21 protein-coding genes and 1 pseudogene are annotated in these 20123 nt (G+C 64.9%); 15 read left to right on the top strand and 7 right to left on the bottom strand.

Going from position 1 to position 20123, the window contains the following annotated elements; genetic code table 11:
- Window positions 1–27: 27 nt before the first annotated feature.
- From NO363_RS07980 to NO363_RS07965, 4 genes are all read right to left on the bottom strand, one after another.
- The gene (locus tag NO363_RS07980) at window positions 28–1038 is read right to left on the bottom strand and encodes an ornithine cyclodeaminase family protein (protein ID WP_256684227.1); all 1011 of its coding nucleotides are present in this window, start codon (window positions 1036–1038) and stop codon (window positions 28–30) included.
- Window positions 1039–1110: 72 nt separating this feature from the next.
- A complete protein-coding gene (locus NO363_RS07975) occupies window positions 1111–1350 on the bottom strand; it encodes a DUF8015 family protein (protein ID WP_256684226.1) in 240 nt (79 codons plus the stop codon).
- A gap of 156 nt (window positions 1351–1506) precedes the next feature.
- On the bottom strand, window positions 1507–1923 hold the full coding sequence (locus tag NO363_RS07970; protein ID WP_256684225.1) for a DUF3054 domain-containing protein: 417 nt from the start codon (window positions 1921–1923) through the stop codon (window positions 1507–1509).
- 40 nt (window positions 1924–1963) lie between these two features.
- Complete coding sequence (locus tag NO363_RS07965; protein WP_256684223.1) at window positions 1964–2536, bottom strand: class I SAM-dependent methyltransferase; 573 nt, start codon at window positions 2534–2536, stop codon at window positions 1964–1966.
- A 74-nt stretch (window positions 2537–2610) separates the two neighbouring features.
- Here NO363_RS07965 and NO363_RS07960 point away from each other — a divergent pair, with 74 nt between their 5' ends.
- The 5 genes from NO363_RS07960 (at window position 2611) to NO363_RS07940 (ending at window position 6545) form a co-directional block, all read left to right on the top strand.
- On the top strand, window positions 2611–3165 hold the full coding sequence (locus NO363_RS07960; RefSeq protein WP_256684221.1) for a GNAT family N-acetyltransferase: 555 nt from the start codon (window positions 2611–2613) through the stop codon (window positions 3163–3165).
- A gap of 356 nt (window positions 3166–3521) precedes the next feature.
- Window positions 3522–3743: a hypothetical protein gene (locus NO363_RS07955; protein WP_256684219.1), complete on the top strand. Its 222-nt coding sequence runs from the start codon at window positions 3522–3524 to the stop codon at window positions 3741–3743.
- 81 nt (window positions 3744–3824) lie between these two features.
- Window positions 3825–4802 carry a flap endonuclease-1 gene (gene fen, locus NO363_RS07950; RefSeq protein WP_256684217.1) on the top strand — a complete coding sequence of 326 codons (978 nt, stop codon included), beginning with the start codon at window positions 3825–3827 and terminating at the stop codon, window positions 4800–4802.
- Between the two features lie 31 nt (window positions 4803–4833).
- Entirely contained in the window at window positions 4834–5082 is a 249-nt protein-coding gene (locus NO363_RS07945) for a BolA/IbaG family iron-sulfur metabolism protein (protein ID WP_256684215.1), read from the top strand.
- 53 nt (window positions 5083–5135) lie between these two features.
- On the top strand, window positions 5136–6545 hold the full coding sequence (locus NO363_RS07940; RefSeq protein WP_256684213.1) for a class II fumarate hydratase: 1410 nt from the start codon (window positions 5136–5138) through the stop codon (window positions 6543–6545).
- A 1-nt stretch (window position 6546) separates the two neighbouring features.
- On the opposite strand, the gene NO363_RS07935 is transcribed toward NO363_RS07940, so the two are convergent.
- Complete coding sequence (locus NO363_RS07935; protein WP_256684211.1) at window positions 6547–7179, bottom strand: nitroreductase family protein; 633 nt, start codon at window positions 7177–7179, stop codon at window positions 6547–6549.
- 126 nt (window positions 7180–7305) lie between these two features.
- Between NO363_RS07935 and NO363_RS07930 the strand changes: the two genes are divergently transcribed.
- The 9 genes from NO363_RS07930 to NO363_RS07890 all read left to right on the top strand — a co-directional run bounded on the left by NO363_RS07930 (window position 7306) and on the right by NO363_RS07890 (window position 18321).
- Complete coding sequence (locus tag NO363_RS07930; RefSeq protein WP_256684209.1) at window positions 7306–7776, top strand: PH domain-containing protein; 471 nt, start codon at window positions 7306–7308, stop codon at window positions 7774–7776.
- The gene (locus NO363_RS07925) at window positions 7773–9341 is read left to right on the top strand and encodes a PH domain-containing protein (protein ID WP_256684207.1); all 1569 of its coding nucleotides are present in this window, start codon (window positions 7773–7775) and stop codon (window positions 9339–9341) included. Before NO363_RS07930 ends, NO363_RS07925 begins: the two co-directional genes overlap by 4 nt.
- Before the next feature lie 358 nt (window positions 9342–9699).
- Window positions 9700–11385, top strand: a complete 1686-nt coding sequence (locus NO363_RS07920; protein WP_256684206.1) for a DUF7282 domain-containing protein — start codon at window positions 9700–9702, stop codon at window positions 11383–11385.
- Between the two features lie 113 nt (window positions 11386–11498).
- Window positions 11499–13133, top strand: coding sequence for a DUF7282 domain-containing protein (locus tag NO363_RS07915; protein WP_256684205.1), 1635 nt, complete (start codon window positions 11499–11501; stop codon window positions 13131–13133).
- Between the two features lie 433 nt (window positions 13134–13566).
- The gene (locus NO363_RS07910; RefSeq protein WP_256684203.1) at window positions 13567–14160 is read left to right on the top strand and encodes a DUF7344 domain-containing protein; all 594 of its coding nucleotides are present in this window, start codon (window positions 13567–13569) and stop codon (window positions 14158–14160) included.
- Window positions 14157–14738: a hypothetical protein gene (locus NO363_RS07905; protein ID WP_256684201.1), complete on the top strand. Its 582-nt coding sequence runs from the start codon at window positions 14157–14159 to the stop codon at window positions 14736–14738. Before NO363_RS07910 ends, NO363_RS07905 begins: the two co-directional genes overlap by 4 nt.
- A 124-nt stretch (window positions 14739–14862) precedes the next feature.
- Window positions 14863–16038, top strand: a complete 1176-nt coding sequence (locus tag NO363_RS07900) for a signal peptidase I (protein WP_256684199.1) — start codon at window positions 14863–14865, stop codon at window positions 16036–16038.
- Window positions 16039–16046: 8 nt separating this feature from the next.
- Window positions 16047–17579 (top strand): DUF5305 domain-containing protein, encoded by a 1533-nt coding sequence (locus NO363_RS07895; protein ID WP_256684198.1) that lies wholly within the window; start codon window positions 16047–16049, stop codon window positions 17577–17579.
- Window positions 17580–17913: 334 nt separating this feature from the next.
- Window positions 17914–18321, top strand: coding sequence for a YqaA family protein (locus NO363_RS07890; protein ID WP_256684197.1), 408 nt, complete (start codon window positions 17914–17916; stop codon window positions 18319–18321).
- Window positions 18322–18380: 59 nt separating this feature from the next.
- Here NO363_RS07890 and NO363_RS14155 read toward each other — a convergent pair whose 3' ends face one another.
- Window positions 18381–18542 (bottom strand): helix-turn-helix domain-containing protein, encoded by a 162-nt coding sequence (locus NO363_RS14155; RefSeq protein ID WP_370525593.1) that lies wholly within the window; start codon window positions 18540–18542, stop codon window positions 18381–18383.
- A 52-nt stretch (window positions 18543–18594) separates the two neighbouring features.
- Here NO363_RS14155 and NO363_RS07880 point away from each other — a divergent pair.
- Window positions 18595–19101 (top strand): annotated as a pseudogene (locus NO363_RS07880) (cytochrome P450); the annotation flags it as partial.
- Window positions 19102–19200: 99 nt separating this feature from the next.
- Here NO363_RS07880 and NO363_RS07875 read toward each other — a convergent pair.
- Window positions 19201–20091, bottom strand: coding sequence for a DMT family transporter (locus NO363_RS07875; RefSeq protein WP_256684192.1), 891 nt, complete (start codon window positions 20089–20091; stop codon window positions 19201–19203).
- Between the last annotated feature and the right edge of the window lie 32 nt (window positions 20092–20123).

Genomic DNA, 20123 nt, shown 5'->3' with positions numbered 1-20123 from the left:
TTCCCCGTCCCCGGTGTCGGGCGCGGTCTACTCGCCGGTGAGCGCCTCGCTCGCCAGGGCGAACTCGAGTTCAGTACCCAGATCCTGCTCGCGCGCCTTCTCGTAGAGCATGTACGCGGAAGCGACGGTCTCGATGCCTGTCCCGCCGGAATCGAAGACGGTGATCTCGTCGTCCGATTCGCGACCCGGCACTTCGCCGGCGACGACCTCGCCGAGTTCGCCGTGGACGTCGTCCTCGCTCACGACGCCCTCCTCGACGGCGTTGATGAACGAGCCGGCGTCGTCCATGACGCGCTCGCGCAGGTCGGGCACGTATTTCGCGCGTTCGATCGTCGTCGCGTCGAGTTCGTGTTTCACGTCGTCGTACTGACCCATCGCGGTGACGTGCGTGCCGTCTTCGAGCACGTCACCGTCGAAGACCGGTTCTGAACTGTTCGTCGCGGTGATGACGACGTCCGCATCCTCGACGGCGGCGGCGCTGGAGGCGACGGCCGCGACGCTCGCCGAGAGCTCCTTGTTCATCGACGCGGCGAACGCTTCTCGGTGGTCGGTCGTCGGCGAGTAGATGCTGACCGTCTCGAACTCGCGGACCGTGGCGGTCGCCCGGAGCTGACCGCGTGCCTGCGCGCCGCTGCCGATGATCGCGAGCGTCGTGGCGTCCTCGCGTGCGAGCGCGTCGACGCCGGTCGCGCCGGTCGCACCCGTCTTGAAGGGGTTGAAGCTCGCGCCGTCGAGTAAGGCAAGCAGCGCGCCCGATTCCGCGTCGAACAGCGGGAGCACGAACTGCGCGTCCCGTCGACCGAACCCCGCCGCGTACATGTAGCCACCCATCGCGCCCGTCTCGGGGAGAACGGCGCTGTAACCGGTGAACATCCCCGGCGGTTCCTCGTTCATGAGCTTCGTGCGCAGCGCCGCGGGTGCGCCCTCGCCACGCTGGCGGTAGCCCTCGCGCACCGCGGCGACGTACTCCGTCGGCGTCGCGAGCCCGGCACACTCCTCGCTCGTCAGAAACAGGGTTCCATCGGTGTCGTCGGCCATATCCCGGCAACGCGCGGCGAGCGCTTATGGCTGGTGGCTCGTGAAAACCGGAAAACGGGAGAGAAGACGGATTCAGTCGGCGGAGTTGATCTGGCTGTCCGGGGTGGCGTTGACGGTCTGAGAGGTGGGCTGCGGTGCGGCCGACGCGCCGGGGGCACGAACGAACATGCCATGGCCGATGAGCGCGACGGCGACGCTTGCGGCGATCGGGACCGCGAGCGTGAATGAGACGCCGACGGCGGCGAGAACCGTAGTGATCCCACCCAGTGCAAGCGGGATGAGCCCGAGCAAGAGATCGTAGTACTGAGTCATTATACATCATTGTAGGAGAGGGACCCACATAAGTGTTTCCCATAGGTGGGGTGTGGGCGAGGGATACGAACGCAGCTATTTACCAGTATTACACCTATAAGTTATGTAGCTGTGGGATTGCCCATGATGGAGAATTATCGACGGATACAGCGCTCCTCAGCGGCTGAGATAGCCGATCGCGGCTCGCCACGGGACGAGCAACACGAGCCCGACGCCGAGCGAGACGAACATGAACGTCACCGCGAAGTCGCCGTGGAACGTCGCCGTGGCGCGCAGTGCCTGTCCGACGAGCACTGCGCCGATCCACGCGAGCGCGGTCCGGACGACACCGCTGCGCAGCGACCGGTAGATCCGCGGCGCGTACACGCCAGCGAGCACGGACGCGATCGCCCAGCCGATGAGGAAGGGGAGCGCGGTCCCGACGACCCGCCCCGGCTGGGCGAGGAGGTCGTAGCCGTGCTGGAGCTCGCCGATACCGACGAAGAGGAACACGAGCGCGATGTCGCCGACAGCGATGGCGAGCGTCCGCGGCGAGGCGTCGACGCGCGTTCGCAGCGATGCGGCGGTGCTCATGTACATGTCTCGGAGTGCGCGCGGTATGTAGGGCTCGCTTTCACCGCTTGACACCCGCGACGGTGAACCCGAACCCGCGATCCGGGATCGCGGCGTCGAGTCCCGTGCGCTCGACCGCCCTGGCGAGCTCCTCGGGCGTGAAGAACTCCGAGTCGAATCCGACGATGTGCTCGCCGGCGGCCAGCGCCTGGCCGCGGACGGTCGCACGGTTGAACTCCCGACAGACGACCACGCCGCCGGGCCGAAGCACCCGCTCGGCCTCGGCGAGCGCACCGGCTCGGTCGCTGATGTGGTGGAGCGCGTCGACGATGACGACCGCATCCACGCTGTCGTCGGCGACCGGCAGCGTCGCTCCGTCGCCCTGGACGCAGTCGAGCCCGACTCGCCGCGCCTCGGCGAGCATCTCCGCCGCAGCGTCGACGACGACGCATTCCGGGCTGTCGAGAACGCGCGCCGCGCGTCCCGTCCCGCCACCGACGTCGAGGGCGCGTTCGATCTCCCGATCGGCGAGGGCGAGTCCCGCCCGGAGCGCGCGCTCGTTGGTCGCGGGCGAGAACCGCTCGTAGTAGCGCGCGGCCCGCTCGAAGAGCGCGACGTCGCCCGGCGTGTGCATGACTCCTCCTCGCATCGGCCGGCGCTTAAATCGTCCGGCGCAGGGTCTATCCCGATCCGCCGTCGAAGTCGGGCATGGAGTACGCGGTCTGTGGCTGGCCGGCCGACGAGCCGACGCTCCGGCTCGACTACCGCGAGTTCGCCTACGCCGGGAAGTTCGTTATGTCATCGACCGGCAAGGCCGTCGTCCGCGACGCGCGCGACGAAACCGACGGCAAGTGGGACGACGGGATCGTCGCGGCGGTCGCGTTCAACGAGGATCGCACCGACCCCGACACGCTCTGGTTTCGCTACATCACCGTGCGCGCCGACCGCCGCGGTAACGGCATCGGCCCGCGTCTCGCGGTCTTCACCGCCGAACACGCGCTCGCCCGCGGCTACGACCGCCTCCGGATCGCGGTCAACAACCCCTTCGCTTACGAGGCGCTCCACAAGGCCGGTTTCGGCTACACGGGGCGAGAGACCGGCCTCGCCGAACTCGTCCTCGAACGCCCCGGCGATCGCTCGCGGGCGACCTACCAGTCGGGTCTCGACGTCTATCGCGAGCGCGATCTCACCGAGAGCGAGGTGGCGTTTCTGGAATCGCACATCGGGGACGACCCGCCGTCGGTGATCGCTGCGCCGGACTAATCGCTCATTTCTGACCGGAGATGATCCGATTGTGCCACATTCAGCAGAAGCTGTAACGACTTCGTCCAAACGAATTCTGGCCTACACGAGAGATCGCAACTGCCCCGCACGAACCACATACCACCCCAACCGATTCACTCGTGGTTCGAAAATCTCCGATTTCCGTCATCACGAAAGGCGCTCCGCGCCTTTCGAACGACTCCCTTCGGTTGCTCACTCATCCCTCGCGCAGTGTTCGCGTCGGTGTTTACTTCGTTCGCACACGAGCGCGAGCGCGCGCCACCGTTCGAATCCAGCCGAGGATTCTACGGTTGGCAGGGAAAGACGTATATCCCGATCGAACACAGCGAAACGAGATGTCGCCGAATTCGTCGGGAATCGAGGGGTTGCTCGGCTCGCTCCGTCGCGCGCTGCTTGGCGGATTACTCGGGATCATCGCGATCGTCTCGATCGGTATCACGCTACGAGCGCTGCCGTCCGGTGAGTATCTCGTGGGTGTAGGAGCGGCCGTTCTCGCCGTCGGTACCGTCGCGTGGATCGTCTCCCTGTTCGTCACGGGTTATCGGAGCGCAGCATAGCGGTTTTCGTGCCCGCTGGCACGTCCTGAGAGAACGCCGGTAGTCGGGGGATTCAAACGCTGCTCTCGCTTACGGAGGGCAATGGGAAATGCAGACCTCCGCCAGCTCGCGGCCATCGAGCCGATCGAGTTCTCCGAGCTCGCCGGCGCGACGGTGGCGATCGACGCGCACAACTGGCTCTACCGGTATCTCACCACCACCGTCAAGTGGACCAGCGACGCGGTCTACACGACCGCCGCGGGCGAGGAGGTCGCGAACCTGGTCGGCATCGTTCAGGGGCTGCCCAAGTTCTTCGAGCACGACATCACCCCGGTGATGGTCTTCGACGGCGGCGTCACCGATCTGAAGACCGACGAGATCGAGCAGCGACGCGAGCAGCGGGAGAAAGCCGAACAGCGAGCCGAGAAAGCGCGCGAGGCGGGCGACGCCGTCGAGGCCGCTCGGCTCGAATCGCGCACGCAGCGCCTGACCGACACCATTCACGAGACGACGCGCGAACTCCTCGACCTCCTCGACGTCCCGATCGTGGAAGCGCCGGCCGAGGGCGAGGCGCAGGCCGCCCACATGGCCCGCACAGGTATCGTCGATTACGCCGGTAGCGAGGACTACGACACACTGCTGTTCGGCGCGCCGCGCACGCTCCGCGATCTCACCAGCAAGGGCGATCCCGAGTGCATGGCACTCGACGCGACTCTCAACGAGCACGATCTCACGTGGGAACAGCTCGTCGATGTCGGCATTCTCTGCGGAACGGACTTCAACGACGGCGTGTCGGGCGTCGGACCGAAGACGGCCGTCAAACTCGTCGGCGAGCACGGCGATCTCTGGGCGGTGCTCGAAGCCGAGGACGCCTACATCGAGAACGCCGATCTCGTCCGCGAACTGTTCGTGAATCCCGACGTCACCGACACTGATTTCGACCCCGATATCGAGCCGGATCTCGACGCCGCCCGCGCGTACGTGACCGACGAATGGGAGATCCCCGGAAGCGAGGTCGAGCGCGGGTTCGAGCGTATCCAGGAGAGCGTCGTCCAGTCGGGACTCGACCGCTGGACGTGAGGGTTTTACCACGGCCGCACTCCTCTCGGGTATGGACACGGCCGACGTCGAGCGACTCATCGAGAACGACATCGAGAACGCCGAGGCGACCGTCACCCGGCCCCGCGGGGTCGAGGACGACCATCTCGCCGCGGTGGTCGTCGCGCCAGCGTTCGAGGACGAGAGCGTTCTGGACCAGCACGAGCGCGTCTACGACGCCCTCGGCGACCACATGACGACCGACATCCACGCGCTCGAACTGACGACCCACACGCCGGAGGAGTACGCCGCCGAGGAGTGAGAGTGCCGCCGGTTCCCGTGAGTTTTATCCACCCCGGCGCGAAGCGGACGTGCATGAGCGATGATTACAGAACGGAGTCCGATAGCCTCGGCGAGATGGAGGTCCCCGCGGAGGCCTACTGGGGCGCACAGACCCAGCGCGCCGTCGAGAACTTCCCCATCTCGGGGATCACCTTCGATCGGCGGTTCATCCGCGCGCTCGGCACGGTGAAGAAGGCCGCCGCACAGGCCAACCGCGAGCTCGGCCTCGTCGACGAGGACACCGCCGACGCCATCGTCGACGCCGCCGAGGAGGTCATCAACGGCGAGCACGACAGCCAGTTCCCCGTCGACGTCTTCCAGACCGGGTCGGGCACCTCGACGAACATGAACGCCAACGAGGTCATCGCCAACCGTGCGAGCGAGCTTCAGGGTGCGGAGGTCGGCTCCGAGGCTGTGCACCCGAACGACGACGTGAACTTCGGCCAGTCCTCGAACGACGTGATCCCGACCGCGATGCACGTCGCTACGCTCGAAGCGATCCAGCGCGACCTCGTGCCCGCGCTCGAAACCCTGCGGGCGGCCCTCGGCGAGAAGGAAGCCGAGTTCGACACGGTCGTCAAAACTGGGCGCACACACCTCCAGGACGCGACGCCCGTCAGACTGGGCCAGGAGTTCGGTGGCTACCGCACCCAGATCGACAAGGGTATCTCACGGGTGAGTCGCACCACTCGAAACCTCTCGGAGCTCGCCCTCGGTGGCACCGCGGTGGGCACGGGATTGAACACCCATCCGGAGTTCCCCGAACTCGCCGCCGACTACATCTCCAGCGAAACTGGATTGCCCTTCGAGGAGGCGACCGACCACTTCGAGGCCCAGGCCGCCCACGACGCGATGGCCGAGGCCCACGGCGCGCTGCGCACCGTCTCGGGCTCGATGCACAAGATCGCCAACGATCTCAGACTGCTGGCCTCGGGTCCCCGGAACGGCATCGGCGAGATCGACCAGCCGGAGAACCAGCCGGGTTCGTCGATCATGCCGGGGAAGATCAACCCCGTCGTCGCCGAGGCCGTGAATCAAGTCCATATCCAGGTCGTCGGCAACGATGCCGCCGTCACCACCGGCGCGGAGAACGGCCAGATCGACCTCAATCTCTACAAACCCGTCATCGCCTACAACACGCTCCAGTCGATCGAACTGCTCGCGAACGCGAGCGAGGCATTCGCCGAGAAGTTCGTCGACAACCTCGAAGCCAATCGCGAGCGCTGCGAGGAGCAAGTCGAGCGCAGCATGGCGCTCGCCACCGCGCTCAACGCCCACATCGGCTACGACGACGCGAGCACGGTCGCCAAGGACGCTCTGAAGCAGAACAAAACGGTCCGCGAGATCGTCGTCGACGACGGCTATCTCGACGAGGGTGAAGCTGCGGAGGTCCTCGATGCGGGCGCGATGACCGAGCGCGGGATTCCGGGTCGCGAGGAGTAGCTCAGTTCGGCGTGAACTCGCCGGCGAAGACGATCTCGTCGAGCGGCTTGCGCTGGTTCGGCTGCTCGTCGTCGGGTGCACTGCTCTCGTCGTGGACGCCGACGGCGGCCATCGCCTCGACGGCGTACTCGTCGGTGAGGTCGAACAGCTCGCGTGCGCCGTCGTAATCGAACCCCTGCATTCCGTGGACGACGAGCCCGCGGCGTGCACCCTCCAGAGCGAGGTTCTCCCACGCTGCGCCGGTGTCGAACGAGTGGGTCGGCGCGTGCTCGCCGTTGTGGTCGAATGTCGTCTTCGAGAGCACGACCACGAGCGCCGCGGCGTCGTTCGCCCACTGACGGTTGCCCTCGGCGAGTAGCTCCGTGAACGCCGCCCAGCGATCGTCGTCGGGCGTCGCGTAGACGAACCGCCAGTGCTGGTTGTTGTACGAGGAGGGTGCCCAGCGTGCGGCCTCGAACAGCGCGAGCAGTTCGTCCTCGGCCAGTTGCTCGCCGGTCATCGTCCGCGGCGACCAGCGGTTGACCAACAGCGGGTCGACGTCGTAGTTCGGGTCACGGTTATCGGCCACGGCCGATCGCAGTCCGTCGCTCGTCGAGCCAGCACCAGTGATGTCGGGATCGCTCGTCCGTTGCATCGTATCGCCCGACGTAGCCGCTACGCACGGACAAACCCACCGATAGCGCTCCGTCGGTTCGACGAGCGGATCGACACCGCCCGCGGGAGGCGGCGGTTTATGTGGGGAGGGGCCGGTGTTCGTCGCATGGAGCGGCTCGATTCGCGCGTCAGGATCGTCTGGCTCGCGAGCGCGCTCGTCGGTGGTCTGATCGGCGGCGCGCTCGTGGGTGCAGCCGGACGCTTTTTCTTCGACAGTGGCCTCTGGGTCGTCCCCGTCGCGTTCGTCGTTCTCGCGGTTCTCGGAGCGGGCTACGAGCTCGCCCGCTATCGGATCTGGCGGTTCGCGATCGAGGACGACGCCGTTACACTCGAACGGGGCGTCCTCACCCGCGTGACGTCGGTGGTACCGTTCGTCCGCGTCCAGCACGTCGACACCCAGCGCGGGCCGATCGAGCGCCTCGCCGGCCTGTCGAGTGTCGTGGTCTACACCGCCGGCTCGCGCGGTGCTGACATCACTATTCCAGGACTCGCGCCCGAGCGCGCCGACGCCATCAGGGAACGACTGCGCCGGCTCGCCATCGAGAGCGAACCGGGCGAGCCGGAGGACGCGGTGTGAAACTCCACCCGCTCTCGCTGGTCTTCCGGGCGCTCCCGCGCGGCGTCCAGCTCGGCTCGTTCGGCTTCTTTGCCGTCACGGTGGCGACCACGATGGTGGCGGCAGTACCCGGCTGGTTCGCCCTCACCGTCGTAGCGACGATCGGTGGCTTCCTCGCCGGTGTCGGCTACGAACTGCTCTACTATCGCCGATTCGAGTACGAACTCACGGCCGACACGCTCGATATCGGTTCGGGCGTGGTTTCGCGGCGTGAGCGAGAGATCCCGATCAGGCGGGTACAGAACGTCGATATCTCGCGGGGGATCGTCCAGCGCGCGCTCTCGATCGCAGCTGTTGGCATCGAGACCGCCGGCGGCGGCGAGACGGAGGCCGACCTCCGCTACGTGAGCTACGAGGAGGCCAAACGCCTCCAGCACGACATCCGACGGCGCAAGCGCGGCGCGAGCGACGAACCGACGGCTGCCGACGAAGGCGAGAGCGAGGCCCAGGGCGAACTGCTGTTCGCGCTCACACACCGGAACCTCGCCGTGCTGGGGCTGGTTGCCCCCGACCTCCGGGCACTCCTGCCGGTGCTCTTCTTCGCCGTCCCCACCCTTGGCGTCTCGATCCCCGACCTGCTCGCCGAGAGCGGTGCGTTCGGCGTCGGGCCACGTGGGGCGGCGCTCGCGATCGTTTCCTGGATCGGGACGGCCGCCGTGACCGCCGCGCGCTACTACGAGTTCCGCCTCACTCGCTTCGGGGACGAACTCCGCTACGAGCGCGGCCTGCTCTCGCGCTACGACGGCTCGATCCCGATCGACAAGATCCAGCAGATCGACGTCAGGGAGAACGTCCTGATGCGCCGGCTCGGCTACGGCTCGCTCGCCGTCGAGACCGCGGGTTACACACCCGGTGAAGGCCCTTCGGGCGGATCGGAGGCGGCGATCCCGCTGGCCGAACGCGAGCGCGTGCTCGCCTTCGCGCGCTCGATCGACGGATTTGCCTTCGACGACCCGGGCTTCTCCCGTCCACCTCGCCGCGCTCGACGGCGCTACGCCGTCCGCTACGCGCTCGTGATCGCCCTCGTCACGGGCGTGCTGTACGCGCTGCGCGCCGGGCTCGCGACGGCCGTCGTCGGTCGTTCGCTCGGCGGCTGGAGCGCCCTCCTCGAGTTCTGGTATGTCCCACTGCTCGCCCTGGCTCTCGTCCCGTTCGCCGCCCACTACAAGTGGCGCAGTCGTGGCTACGACGTGGGAGCGGAACACGTCCTGACGCGCAACGGATTCTGGCGGCGCACGATCGCCGTCGTGCCCGCCTACCGCGTTCAGACGGTGATCCAGACCGCGACGCCGTTCCAGCGCTGGCGATCGCTCGCGAGCGTCGCTATCGATACCGCCGGCTCGCTGTCGGTGACCGATCGCGGCGCACGTGCGGTCGATTTCGACGCGGGCGAGGCGACAACCCTCCGCGAGACGGTCCGCCGACGGCTCGATGAGAGCCTCGCGCTGCGCCGCGACGTTTCGACCACGAACGATCCAGCCGACGACGTGCCGGATCGAGTGAGTGGCGACGAAGACCACGCGTGAACGAATCCCTCTTTCGCCGGTCGGAACGTCGCTGTGGTCCATTCATAGGTCAGCCATCTCCGACCGCTGTATGCCTTGTCCGACGCGAACGTTCCATACTACACGCAGCCTCGATCAAGAATTTCAACGATCCACCAGAAGTATAATCGACATATTTTGCGCTACATCTAAGGACTTCATAGCGATAGATTTATTAATCAAATAGATAGCCAATGAACCAATGAACAACAGAGTCGTGATATGGCTCGTGGTTGGTGGACTCGTTCTGTCGACCGTTGGGGCGGGTGCGTTCGTCTCCACGAACGGCGAGAATGGGATTCACCGAGACAACGAAAGCCAGTCGAGCGAGACGAAACCCATGAGTATCGAGAACGTCAGCGTTCTCGATCGGAAGAACGATCGCCTCAGACTCGCGATCTCGTTTCGCGGTGCGTTCGATCGCGAACAATTGAGCGATTCACTCGTGGACGCCGTCGATGACGCGGCTATCAGGGCGAGCAGCATGGAGATCGCCAGTGTCGAGAACCACGTGGCGACGGTCGTGGTCGCGACTGGTGGCGATGCGAGCTCGCAGGCGGCAGCCAGTCGAATCGAACAGTTGCTACAGCAGTCGAATCGAACCCAACCGTCCGGTGACGAGCGTACGAGCGAGAGTTCGGACCCGAACGCGACGTACTATCAGATCGACTTCGTGCGCGGTGATCCGATCGAGAACCTCCGTGGACCCGAGGGGACCTACACCAACGGCAATCTGATCCGCTTCGCCCACGGGAGCGCCATGGATGGGATCACTCGCCGCTCGGAGGGCGAGTTCACGACGAATCGGACGCTCGCACGGTGTGTCGAGAGCCGGGAGATCGCAGTCGACGACGGAATCGCACACGTGACGTTCAGCGTTGCGGAGGGCTGTGGGCCGTTCGAACTGACGCTCGCAAGCTACACCAAGCCTGGGCCGGTCTGGTCGCCCGAGACCGAACCGCTCCAGGAGTTCGTCGGGGCCGATACACGAACCTTCGAGCCGGGTGGTTCCTACACGCTCCGCGTCGATCTCCCGCCCAGCAGCGACACGGTCGCGACGGAAACGGTAGACCGGACCGATACCACCTCGACACCGCCGACGACCGAAACGGAACCGAGGACGGCGACTGCGTCGGCGACAGCCGTTACGGAACAGACCGCGACGGCAACCGAGATCCCAGAACGGACTGCGACATCGACCACGACGTCGGGATCGAACGCGACACCGACCGAGACGCCGGAGTCGACCGAAACAGCAACGCCCACTCCGGAATCGGTCGGAACCGAAACGTCAACCGCGACATCGACACCGACCGCAACCCCGACATCGACTGCGACTTCCACATCGACTGCGACCCCGACACCAACGCCAACATCGACGGCGACTTCCACACCGACCGCGACCCCGACGCCAACGCCGACCGAGACGCCGGGAACACCGGACGACGAGCAGCCCAGTATCACGTTCCGTAATCAGCCGTCACAGGACGGATCGTCAGTCGAAGTGATGGCGTCGACGACCGACAACGAAAACGGTGGGTTCGTGGCGATCTACAACGCCAGTAGTCTCGACGAGATCGACGACACCCCGATCGGCATCTCGGAACTCGGTACAGGCACGACCGAGAACGTCATGATCGATGTCGAGCCGCAACTCGACTCCGTGCAGACGCTCACGGCCGTCCTCATCGACGACACGGACGGCAACGGGCAGTACAGTCAAGAGATAGACATGGCAGCTCTCGGCGCGAACGGCGAGCCCGTGAGCGAGTCCGCGAGGGTGGTCGTCCCTGTGCAGGAAACGCCGACCCCGACCGAGACGCCGGGTCCGACCGACACGGCAACGCCCACTCCGACACCGACGACCGACAATGGGACACCGTTCCCGTCCGGACCTGCCACGACGAACACGGCGGCCAATCGGCCATCCGACACGGAAACGACCGGATCATCCACCGAATCCACGACGGTGAACTCGTCGTCCACGGTAACGAACACGACCGTCGAGTCGTCGGTAAGCGGTTAACGGCGTTCGAACGATCCGAAACCATTATATCTCAGTTCGCGTTTGACGAATTAATACGCTGCTGGACATGGCTCAATACGCTGGCTCCGAGCGTCATGTCCTGGTGAGTTGCCATGTTTGAACGTCACAGTCGAGTCGTGTTGGTCGCGGTCGTCTGTCTCTCCATCGGGATCGTGTCGCTTCCTGCTCTCGATCCGGTGGGCGATGTAGACGCCACGATCGGCGATGCTCGACAGTTCCAGCAGAACGGTACTGGCGTCGCCACCGGGAGTCAGAACGATAGTGTCGCATCGAACGTCTCGGTCATGCTCGACAATCAAACCACCACTGGAACGACCGCACGGATACGTTCGGTCACGCTTCCCGAGCCCGGTTTCGTGACGATACACAATCGCTCGTATCGATCGACCGGCAACGAATCCGGCACGAGCATCGTCGGGGTTTCGTCGTTTCTCGATGCCGGGAAACACGAGAACGTCACGGTCGTGTTTCGACGACTGCTCGAAGCGAACCAGACGCTCACCGCCGTCGTGCACCGGGATAGCAACGGGAACGGGAACTTCGATTACGCGAGCGCGAACGGTTTCGTCGATACTGCATTCGGTGTCAATGGAACGCCCGTCTCCGACAGCGGGGTCGCGACGATCCAACGACTTCCGCGATCGGGTGTCGGCAACGCGTTCGACGACCGACCGACGAGTCCATCGGTCACGATCGAAAATCAGACGGCGATCAACGACCGGATCACCGTCGATTCGGTCAGACTCCCGATCTATAGCTGGATCGTCGTTCACAACAGCAGCTATGACGTCTCCTCGCCGTCCACGGCGACGATCATCGGCAGGACAAAGCGAGTACGGATCGGCACGTTCCGAAACATCACCATCGAACTCTACGACGTTCCGGGTCGCAATTTCGATCGATACCGACCCAACGAATCCGAACGGCTGTACGTAAGTCTCTATCGTGACACGAACAGAAACGGGGAGTTCGACTTCCGGAACCTATCGCACGGGACCGACACCCCGTATCTGAACGAGAGCGGTGTCCCTCTCGTCACACGCGTTCGGGTCAACAACACTGGCACTCCCGGGAATGAGACGGCAGTGGCATCTCCCGAACGGCCACCAACGACGGCAATGCTCGAACCGACCAGCGCAAGCGGCGTTGGGCGGCGAGCAACGACCGACCGATCCGGTGGCGAAGCAGGGGCAAGCGGTGACGATTCCGGCGCTGGTAGCGGAAGCGGCGGTCTCGTCGGACTCTTCGCCATCGGTAGCATCGTCGCGGTACTCGTCATTGGATGGGTCGCCGCTGGACGATCCCGGACCTCGGACGACAGCGACGTCAGCGCGTTGCAACAGGAACTGGCGCGGATTCGGATGGCTGTCAGTCGACACGGGGTGGATATGCGAGCGTACGGGATCCCGGTGGAGTGGCGGACACTCGAAATCGATCTCTCGGCGGACGATTCGGCGGAGCGACGGAGCGCTGTCGAAGCACTTGCCGCCATCGACGGACTGGATCTGGCCGCGATGGATGGTGAGACGCCTGATGATGCCGACAGGGAATTCGTCCATCGAAGCATGACCATCAGCCTCCCACGCGAGACCGTCGAGCGGGCGGAAGACGCTGCGGCGGAGGGCGATAAGCGTTCGCAGGAGGTGATCGCGACGCTGCGACGGGTTCTGAGCGCGTACTATCCCGACGCGGTTCGTGCAACGTCGGATACGTACGGAGATGCCTGAGCGCTACCCTTGGTGCACGACTTCGGGACAGTACTGGATTCTTCACGGTTAAAACCTATGTCTCCTAATATTAGTTATCTCATCATCTGCCTGCGGGCGTCGACCCACTATCGGTGTCGATCAGCTTACCGGGGAGTTCATTCAGTATTTTTGCCTGATATTGCTCGGAAGACGCGATAGTCGGCCCGATTTAATCATCCTACAGCCAGCACCTCCAGCGCTACCCACGTAGTATTGGCCCGCTTGATGGACCATCACGCTCGGCCCGACATCAATCAAGCAGGGCTTGATGCGTTCCATCTGCGTCGCAACGATTGGAAATACAATACTACTATCGGAAAATTTAATATGATACTCAAAAATCGTCGAATCACACTCGCTATAAATGAAGAGGTGTCGGGAACAGTTCGAAAGACGAGTCGCATCCATACATATGAACGGACAACGCGTGCAGGCGAGATCTGACGACACATCGGCGAGAAACGAAGGAGAACTGACGCGGGACGAACGGTTCCAGCTTCTCGGCAGTCAGCGACGCCGATGGGTGCTCAGATATCTCAAACACGAAGGACGGACGGAGCTCGGTGAGCTTGCGGAGCAGATCGCTGCGTGGGAGAACGGCACGACCGTCGAGCGGGTGGCCTATCAACAGCGCAAACGAACGTACACCGCGCTGCAGCAGACCCATCTCCCGACGCTCGCCGAGGCAGGGGTCATCGAGTTCGAGGCCGATCGCGGTGTGGTCGAAGCGACCGAGAGAGCGCGGACGCTCGATCTCTATCTGGAAATCGTTGCCGACCGCGATATCCCATGGAGCAGCTACTATCTCGGAATCGGTGTGTTGAGCTGCGTCCTGGTCGGTCTCGTGGCGGTCGGCGGTGATTTCTTCGTGACGATTCCGAACCTCGGCTTGGCGGCACTCATCGGACTCACGCTCACGCTCTCCGCGGCCGTCCACACCTACCAATCGCATTTGATGCGAGTCGATCGCGCGGACGTCCCGCCGGAGGTGGATCGAGACCCATGAGCCGCACATGGGTGAAATACGTCGGTGTGGTGCTCATCGTCGGTGGGCTGGTGCTCTCGACCGCGGGCGTCGGCGCGTTCAGCACAGTCGAGGCGAACCGACAGCTGTTCGTCGGCGTTGGTGGGGAATCGAGCTCGTATCTCGGCATTTCGGCGTCCGGGGCGACGGTGGCCACCAACGGGAGCAACGACGGGGTGGGTACGAACACGGCTCGTCCCCACGAGGGACGAACGGCGTCGTCCACGGTCGTTCTCGGGGCGGTGACGAACTACTTCCCGGCGGAGCTCGATACCATCGATTCCAGCGTATCGAAAACATCTAGGGGAGTAGCCGTGAGCGATATCCACGTGCGGGACCTTCCCCTCGAATCCGGCGCACGCACGAGTCTGATGGCCACCGTCGACTGTGGGGGCGTGTCGCACGGTACGGTGACGATCTCGTTCGAAGCCACGGGGACGGACACCCGTGCCACGGCCGAGCGGACGATGCCCGTTACGTGTGTGAACCGAACGTCGTCGTCACCGTCGAACCCGTCGCGACCGCTGTCTCCACAGCGGGTGGGTGGCGGTTCGACATGAGTTCGAACTGCGCTGTCGTCGGTGGACTCGGTCCACGAAACGAGCAGCCGGTGTCGATCCGGAGCCGAAACGAGGCCGAAACGCGGGGCGACCGAACCGACGGTCGTCGGACGGGGGCGATGTAGTGGTTCGGTACCGTCTCGGAACGGTGATGCAGGCGATCGTCGTTCTCGTTCTCGTGGCTATCGTCGCGGGACAGCTCATCGGCCAGCCGGTGTTGGTAACCTATGTCACCAGCGACAGCATGGCCCCGACGATCGCGACCGGTGACGGCTATCTCGTGCTTCCATCCGTGGTCGCTGGATCGGTCGAGAAGGGTGACATCGTCGTCTTCAACGCCAAGACGCTCCACGGCGGGAAAGGCGGGCTCACGACACATCGCGTGGTCGGCGAGACCGAACAGGGGTTCCTCACGAAGGGGGATAACAACCCCTTTACCGACCAATCGGGCGGTGAGCCGCCGGTCAAGCCCGTACAGGTCGTCGGACAGGCCGTTTCGGTCGGTGGTGGGCCGGTCGTGATCCCGTCTCTCGGGACAGCGCTTACAGCCATTCGCGACGCGATGACGGGCGCGCAGCGGTGGCTGGCGATCAAACTGGGCATGCGGTCGCTGCTCGGGACGCGTGGACTGGCCTATCTACTGCTCGGTGTGGGTGGGGTGCTCTACGCGGGCAGCGTTGTCGCAGAGCGGCGTGGCTCCGGATCGCGACGGCGTTCCCGACGTCGCAGCCGTAGACGTGGTGGCTTTCTCCCGCGACGAATCCCGAGGCTCTGGATCGCGCTCGTGCTTGGATGTCTCCTCGTCGCATCGCTGACTGTGACGATGACCGTCGCCGGCGGGGTGCAGGAGTTCGGCGTCGTCAGCGCCGAGCAGGACTCGCCGGAAGCGACGATCGTTCCCGCGGGACAGTCCGAACGACTCGATTACAGCGTTCCGAACGACGGTGTCGTCCCCATCGTGGCGTACGTCGATCCAGCCAGCACCGGCGTCGACACGCCGGGTGATGGTGTTCTCGTCGAACCCGGCGAACGGGCGACCGTCGGGGTTGAACTCTCCGTCCCACCGACGACCGGCTACTACCCGCGCTACGTCGTCGAGCATCGATATCTCGCCGTCCTGCCGCAGTCGTGGATTCATGGGCTCTATCTCGTCCATCCATGGCTTCCCGTCGTGGTCATCGATGCGCTGGTTCTCGGTGGCTTCGTCGCAGTCGCTGTACCGATCGTCGGTCGCGGAACGATCAGGACAGACACGAATCGGAATCCGATCGTGCGCCGCATCAAGCGGTTTCTCAGGTGATACAAGCGATGACCTCAGATCGACGAACACGGATCAAGATACTGCTCGACGAGCATTTCCTTGCGATCGTGCTCGTGCTCGCCGTCGTTGCAGCCGGCGGCGCGTGGGCGACGTACACCACCGCGGCCGCTCCAGGCACGCACGTCGAACAGCGCGACGTCGCATCGTGGGGCGTCACCGGTAACTTCAACCACAGCGCAGCGGTCGTCAACGAGACGCCCATCTCCGAACGCGGAGCGGTGCGCGCCGGTCAGCGCTTTTACTTCACGAACCCGATGCCGGTGTTGGACGGTCGATTCCGGTTTCGGGTCGTGGGGCCGGTCGAAAACGCGGTGGTGACGACGCAGGCGACGCTCGTCAACTACGCCGTCCAGACCAGGTCCGGAACCGGCGGCCGGTCCGGAGTCCGAAGCCAACCCGTTGCCGGCAATGAATCGAGACCACGAAACCGGTCCGAACGACGATTGTGGGAGCTCACGGCACCGCTCACGACTGACCGAACGCGGGTCGGGGCGGATGGCACGGCGAACACCACGTTTTCGGTCGACGTCAGTGACATACGAGAGCGGACCCGAGCCATCGATCAGGCGCTTGGGCCGATCTCTCGCGTGTCCGACGATCGAACGTCGATCGCCGTCACGGTGCGGGTCAACGGGACCGTGGCCGGGGAGCGCGTGGGTCGGTCGTTCGACTACACGTTGCCGATCAACAGCTCACAGGGATATTACGCCGTCTATCCCCCGGAAACACCGGCGACGACGCAGTTCAGCGTCACACGCCCGATGACGGTCGAAAACGACTACGGATCGCTGGTGGTTTTTGCCTCGCTCGCCGGACTGTTCGCTCCGCTGGTCGCGCTGGCTGGCCTCCTCTATGGCCGAGCGAACGACTGGTTTGAGGTGTCCCAATCCGATCGCGCCGAGATACAGCGCGCGACGCTCCGCTCCGAGTTCGCGGGGTGGATCACGACCGGAACGGTGCCCGCCGAGGACGACCGAACCGTGATCACGGTCGATTCGTTGGAAGGGTTGGTCGATGTCGCCATCGACTCCGATCGACGCATCGTCGAGGACGGCGACACCGGCACGTACGTTGTCCTCGACGGCGACGTTCGGTATCGGTTCGTCCCCGATTGGACGACCGATGCGTCAAAATCCACACTCGACGGTCGTGGCGACGGTGAAATCCCATCGAACGCGAGCACGGGCGACGGTATGGACGCGACCGCAAGTACACCTGCGAAATCGGCTGATAGGGACGACGGAGAGGTACAACCGACCGCAGTCGTTGAACTCTCCGGCCCGCCGGCTGTGGATGAGGGACGACCCGATCCCGACTCCGCTACCGACGAACGATCGGGCGCTCCGTCGAGGATGATCGACCGACTCCAGTCCGCCATCGGGTCGGCAATCGGCCGATCGACCGTGCGACGGGATGGTTCTGAGGCAATGGAAGAACACGAAGAGACGTCGACCGGAGCCGAGGAACCGTCCGAGACGGAACCATCATCCAGTGTAGACGACAAACGAGACGAGCAGTAACTGGATGTCGACGGCGAGATCGCCGAAATCGGATTCGCGACGACATCCGAACTCGATCCCGTCTTCGATGCGACCGCGAGCTGCAATCGTCGCGAAGTCGGGGAGCTTTTCATCGGCGCTACGCGAACCGAACGGTAGTGTCACTGCTTGCGTTGTTGGATGGAATTCGTCTCTCACGCGAGTTTTTCATCTCGCTGGGGCCGCTCGGGGTGTTCGCGGTGGCGTTTCTGGAGTTCTTCCTGTTGCCGGTGCCGCCGGATCTGGTGCTCGTCCCCTCACGGTCGTCAGCCCGGAGTTCGGTCCGATCTACGCGGCTCTCGCGACCGCTGGTTCGGTGAGCGCGGGGCTCGTCGGCTACACTGTCGGGCGCAAGGGCGGTCGGCGGGTGCTCGAATCGCGCTTTTCCAGCGAACGTGTCGGGCAGGCCGAAGCGTACGTTCGGGAGTACGGGTTCGCCGTCCTGTTCGTCGGCGCGTTCGCACCGATTCCCGAGGGCTACGAACTGCTCTCGGTCGCTGCGGGCGTCTTCGGCCTGCGTCCGCGGACGTATCTCCTCGCGTCGATCGTGGGACGTGGCGGCCGGTACGTCCTGGAAGCCGGGCTGGCGATCGCTGCTGGCGAGGCCGCGCGCTCGCTGACCGAAGTCGAACTCTACGCGATCATCGGCGTCGTGTCCGTCGTGATCGTCGGTGCGTACCTGCTTCGGGATCGGTGGCTGCTCGATGGATGGGACACCTCCTGATCCCGAATCACTCGGCGAGCGAATCGAATTCTCGTGAGACGGCCACCGATCGATGGTGATCAACCGGAGCCGCCGCGATCCGTTCCGGTGGGTGCTGTTGCGTGATCGTTCGCGTACGCGGTCATCACACGGCGCTCGATCCGCTGTAGGCGATCACCGATGGTTCCCGCAGTGACACCGACACGATCGGCGAGTTCCCGCTGGGTCGTCTCCCGGGGCACCTCGTAGTAGCCCTCGTCGATCGCGAGCGCGAGCAGTGCGGCTTGCTCGTCGGTCAACAGTGAGGATTCGGTGCTCGACGGCGAGCGCCCCACGATGAGCGATCTCTCCGAACTCACCTACACCGAGAAGGTGGTTCAGGAGTCGATGCGGCTCTTCCCGCCGGTCCCGGGCATCGTGCGCGAGGCCACGGAGGCCGACCAGATCGGCGACTACACCATCCCGGCGGGCGCGAACGTCTTCCTGAACCAGTGGGTCGTCCACCGTGACTCGCGGTGGTACGACGATCCGCTGGCGTTCGAGCCCGAACGCTGGACGGAGGAGTTCCAGCGCTCGCTCCCCCATCTGGCCTACTTCCCGTTCTCAGCCGGCCCGCGCCGGTGTATCGGCGATCGGTTCGCGATGCTCGAAGCCCGCCTCATCCTCGCGATGGTCTATCAGCGCTACCACCTCGAACTCGCCTCCGACCGAAACATCGAGGTGATCCCAACGGTGACCTCCCGGCCCAAAGAGGAGATCCTGATGGGGATCCATCGCCGCGACCGATCCGACCACCCCTGAGAACGATCAGGGAGAGAGGATTGCTGAACGCCGGCACGCACGCTTTTGTGGGCGGTTCGATTCTTGCGGGGGTTCCGTCGACGACTGCTCAGTCGACGATCACGCCCGTGCGGTGACGGTGATGCCGAGCAGGATGACCGCCCCGCCGACGACGGTGAGGGCGCTCGGCACCTCGCCGAGCAGGAGTGCGAGCAGCGCGCTGCCGATCGGCTCGCCGAGCAGCGAGACGCTGACGACGCTCGACTCGAGGTGGGCGAGCGCCCAGTTCAACACCGTGTGACCGAAGATCCCCGGACCGATCGCCATGCCGGCGAAGAGCAGCCACTCGCTCGCGGGGTAGTCCGTGAGCGCCGCGCCGTCGGCGAGCACGAGCGCGAGGAGGACGATCGCACAGACCGAGTAGACGACGATGACGTACGGGATCAGGGGAATCCGCTGGCGGAGCGAGCGCCCGGCGAGCACGTATCCCGCCGCACAGACCGCGCCGACGAGCGCCAAGGCATTGCCGTAGAGCGGGGCCGAACCGGCGACCGCGCCGGTGAGTGAATCGCCGATCGACAATGTCGCGATGCCGACCAGCGCGAGCGCCATGCCCGCGATCGTCCGCCGGGTGACGTGCTCGGCGAGCAGCCAGGACGCGCCGATCGCGACGAACAGCACCTGTGACTGGACGATGGTGACGGAGGCGGCGACGCTGGTGAATTCGAGGCTCTCGAACCAGGACGCGAAGTGGATGGCGAGCGCGACCCCGCCCGCTCCCGCGACGAGCCAGTCGCGGACCGTCAGCCGCGAGAACGCGTCGCGGTGGCGCACGACGGCGAACGGCACGAGCAGGAGGGTGGTGAAGAGAACACGATAGAACGCCTTCACGATGCTCGGCGCGGTGCTGAACCGGACGAGGATCGCGCTCGTACTCACGGCGACGACGGCGATCGCGAGCGCGGCGAACGGCGGCGTCGCGCGTTCGATACGACCGAAAACGTTGCTCACGGCGATCCGACGGCGAGCGGGTGCTTACCGCT

This window comes from Halococcus qingdaonensis (assembly GCF_024508235.1).
Lineage (GTDB): Archaea > Halobacteriota > Halobacteria > Halobacteriales > Halococcaceae > Halococcus > Halococcus qingdaonensis.
This window is presented reverse-complemented; position numbering and strand designations above follow the sequence as displayed.

Coding starts and splice junctions, on each gene's coding strand:
- NO363_RS07980 (WP_256684227.1), bottom strand. CDS start 1,038: ATGGCCGACGACACCGATGGAACCCTGTTTCTGACGAGCGAGGAGTGT.
- NO363_RS07975 (WP_256684226.1), bottom strand. CDS start 1,350: ATGACTCAGTACTACGATCTCTTGCTCGGGCTCATCCCGCTTGCACTG.
- NO363_RS07970 (WP_256684225.1), bottom strand. CDS start 1,923: ATGAGCACCGCCGCATCGCTGCGAACGCGCGTCGACGCCTCGCCGCGG.
- NO363_RS07965 (WP_256684223.1), bottom strand. CDS start 2,536: ATGCACACGCCGGGCGACGTCGCGCTCTTCGAGCGGGCCGCGCGCTAC.
- NO363_RS07960 (WP_256684221.1), top strand. CDS start 2,611: ATGGAGTACGCGGTCTGTGGCTGGCCGGCCGACGAGCCGACGCTCCGG.
- NO363_RS07955 (WP_256684219.1), top strand. CDS start 3,522: ATGTCGCCGAATTCGTCGGGAATCGAGGGGTTGCTCGGCTCGCTCCGT.
- fen (WP_256684217.1), top strand. CDS start 3,825: ATGGGAAATGCAGACCTCCGCCAGCTCGCGGCCATCGAGCCGATCGAG.
- NO363_RS07945 (WP_256684215.1), top strand. CDS start 4,834: ATGGACACGGCCGACGTCGAGCGACTCATCGAGAACGACATCGAGAAC.
- NO363_RS07940 (WP_256684213.1), top strand. CDS start 5,136: ATGAGCGATGATTACAGAACGGAGTCCGATAGCCTCGGCGAGATGGAG.
- NO363_RS07935 (WP_256684211.1), bottom strand. CDS start 7,179: ATGCAACGGACGAGCGATCCCGACATCACTGGTGCTGGCTCGACGAGC.
- NO363_RS07930 (WP_256684209.1), top strand. CDS start 7,306: ATGGAGCGGCTCGATTCGCGCGTCAGGATCGTCTGGCTCGCGAGCGCG.
- NO363_RS07920 (WP_256684206.1), top strand. CDS start 9,700: ATGAGTATCGAGAACGTCAGCGTTCTCGATCGGAAGAACGATCGCCTC.
- NO363_RS07915 (WP_256684205.1), top strand. CDS start 11,499: ATGTTTGAACGTCACAGTCGAGTCGTGTTGGTCGCGGTCGTCTGTCTC.
- NO363_RS07910 (WP_256684203.1), top strand. CDS start 13,567: ATGAACGGACAACGCGTGCAGGCGAGATCTGACGACACATCGGCGAGA.
- NO363_RS07905 (WP_256684201.1), top strand. CDS start 14,157: ATGAGCCGCACATGGGTGAAATACGTCGGTGTGGTGCTCATCGTCGGT.
- NO363_RS07895 (WP_256684198.1), top strand. CDS start 16,047: ATGACCTCAGATCGACGAACACGGATCAAGATACTGCTCGACGAGCAT.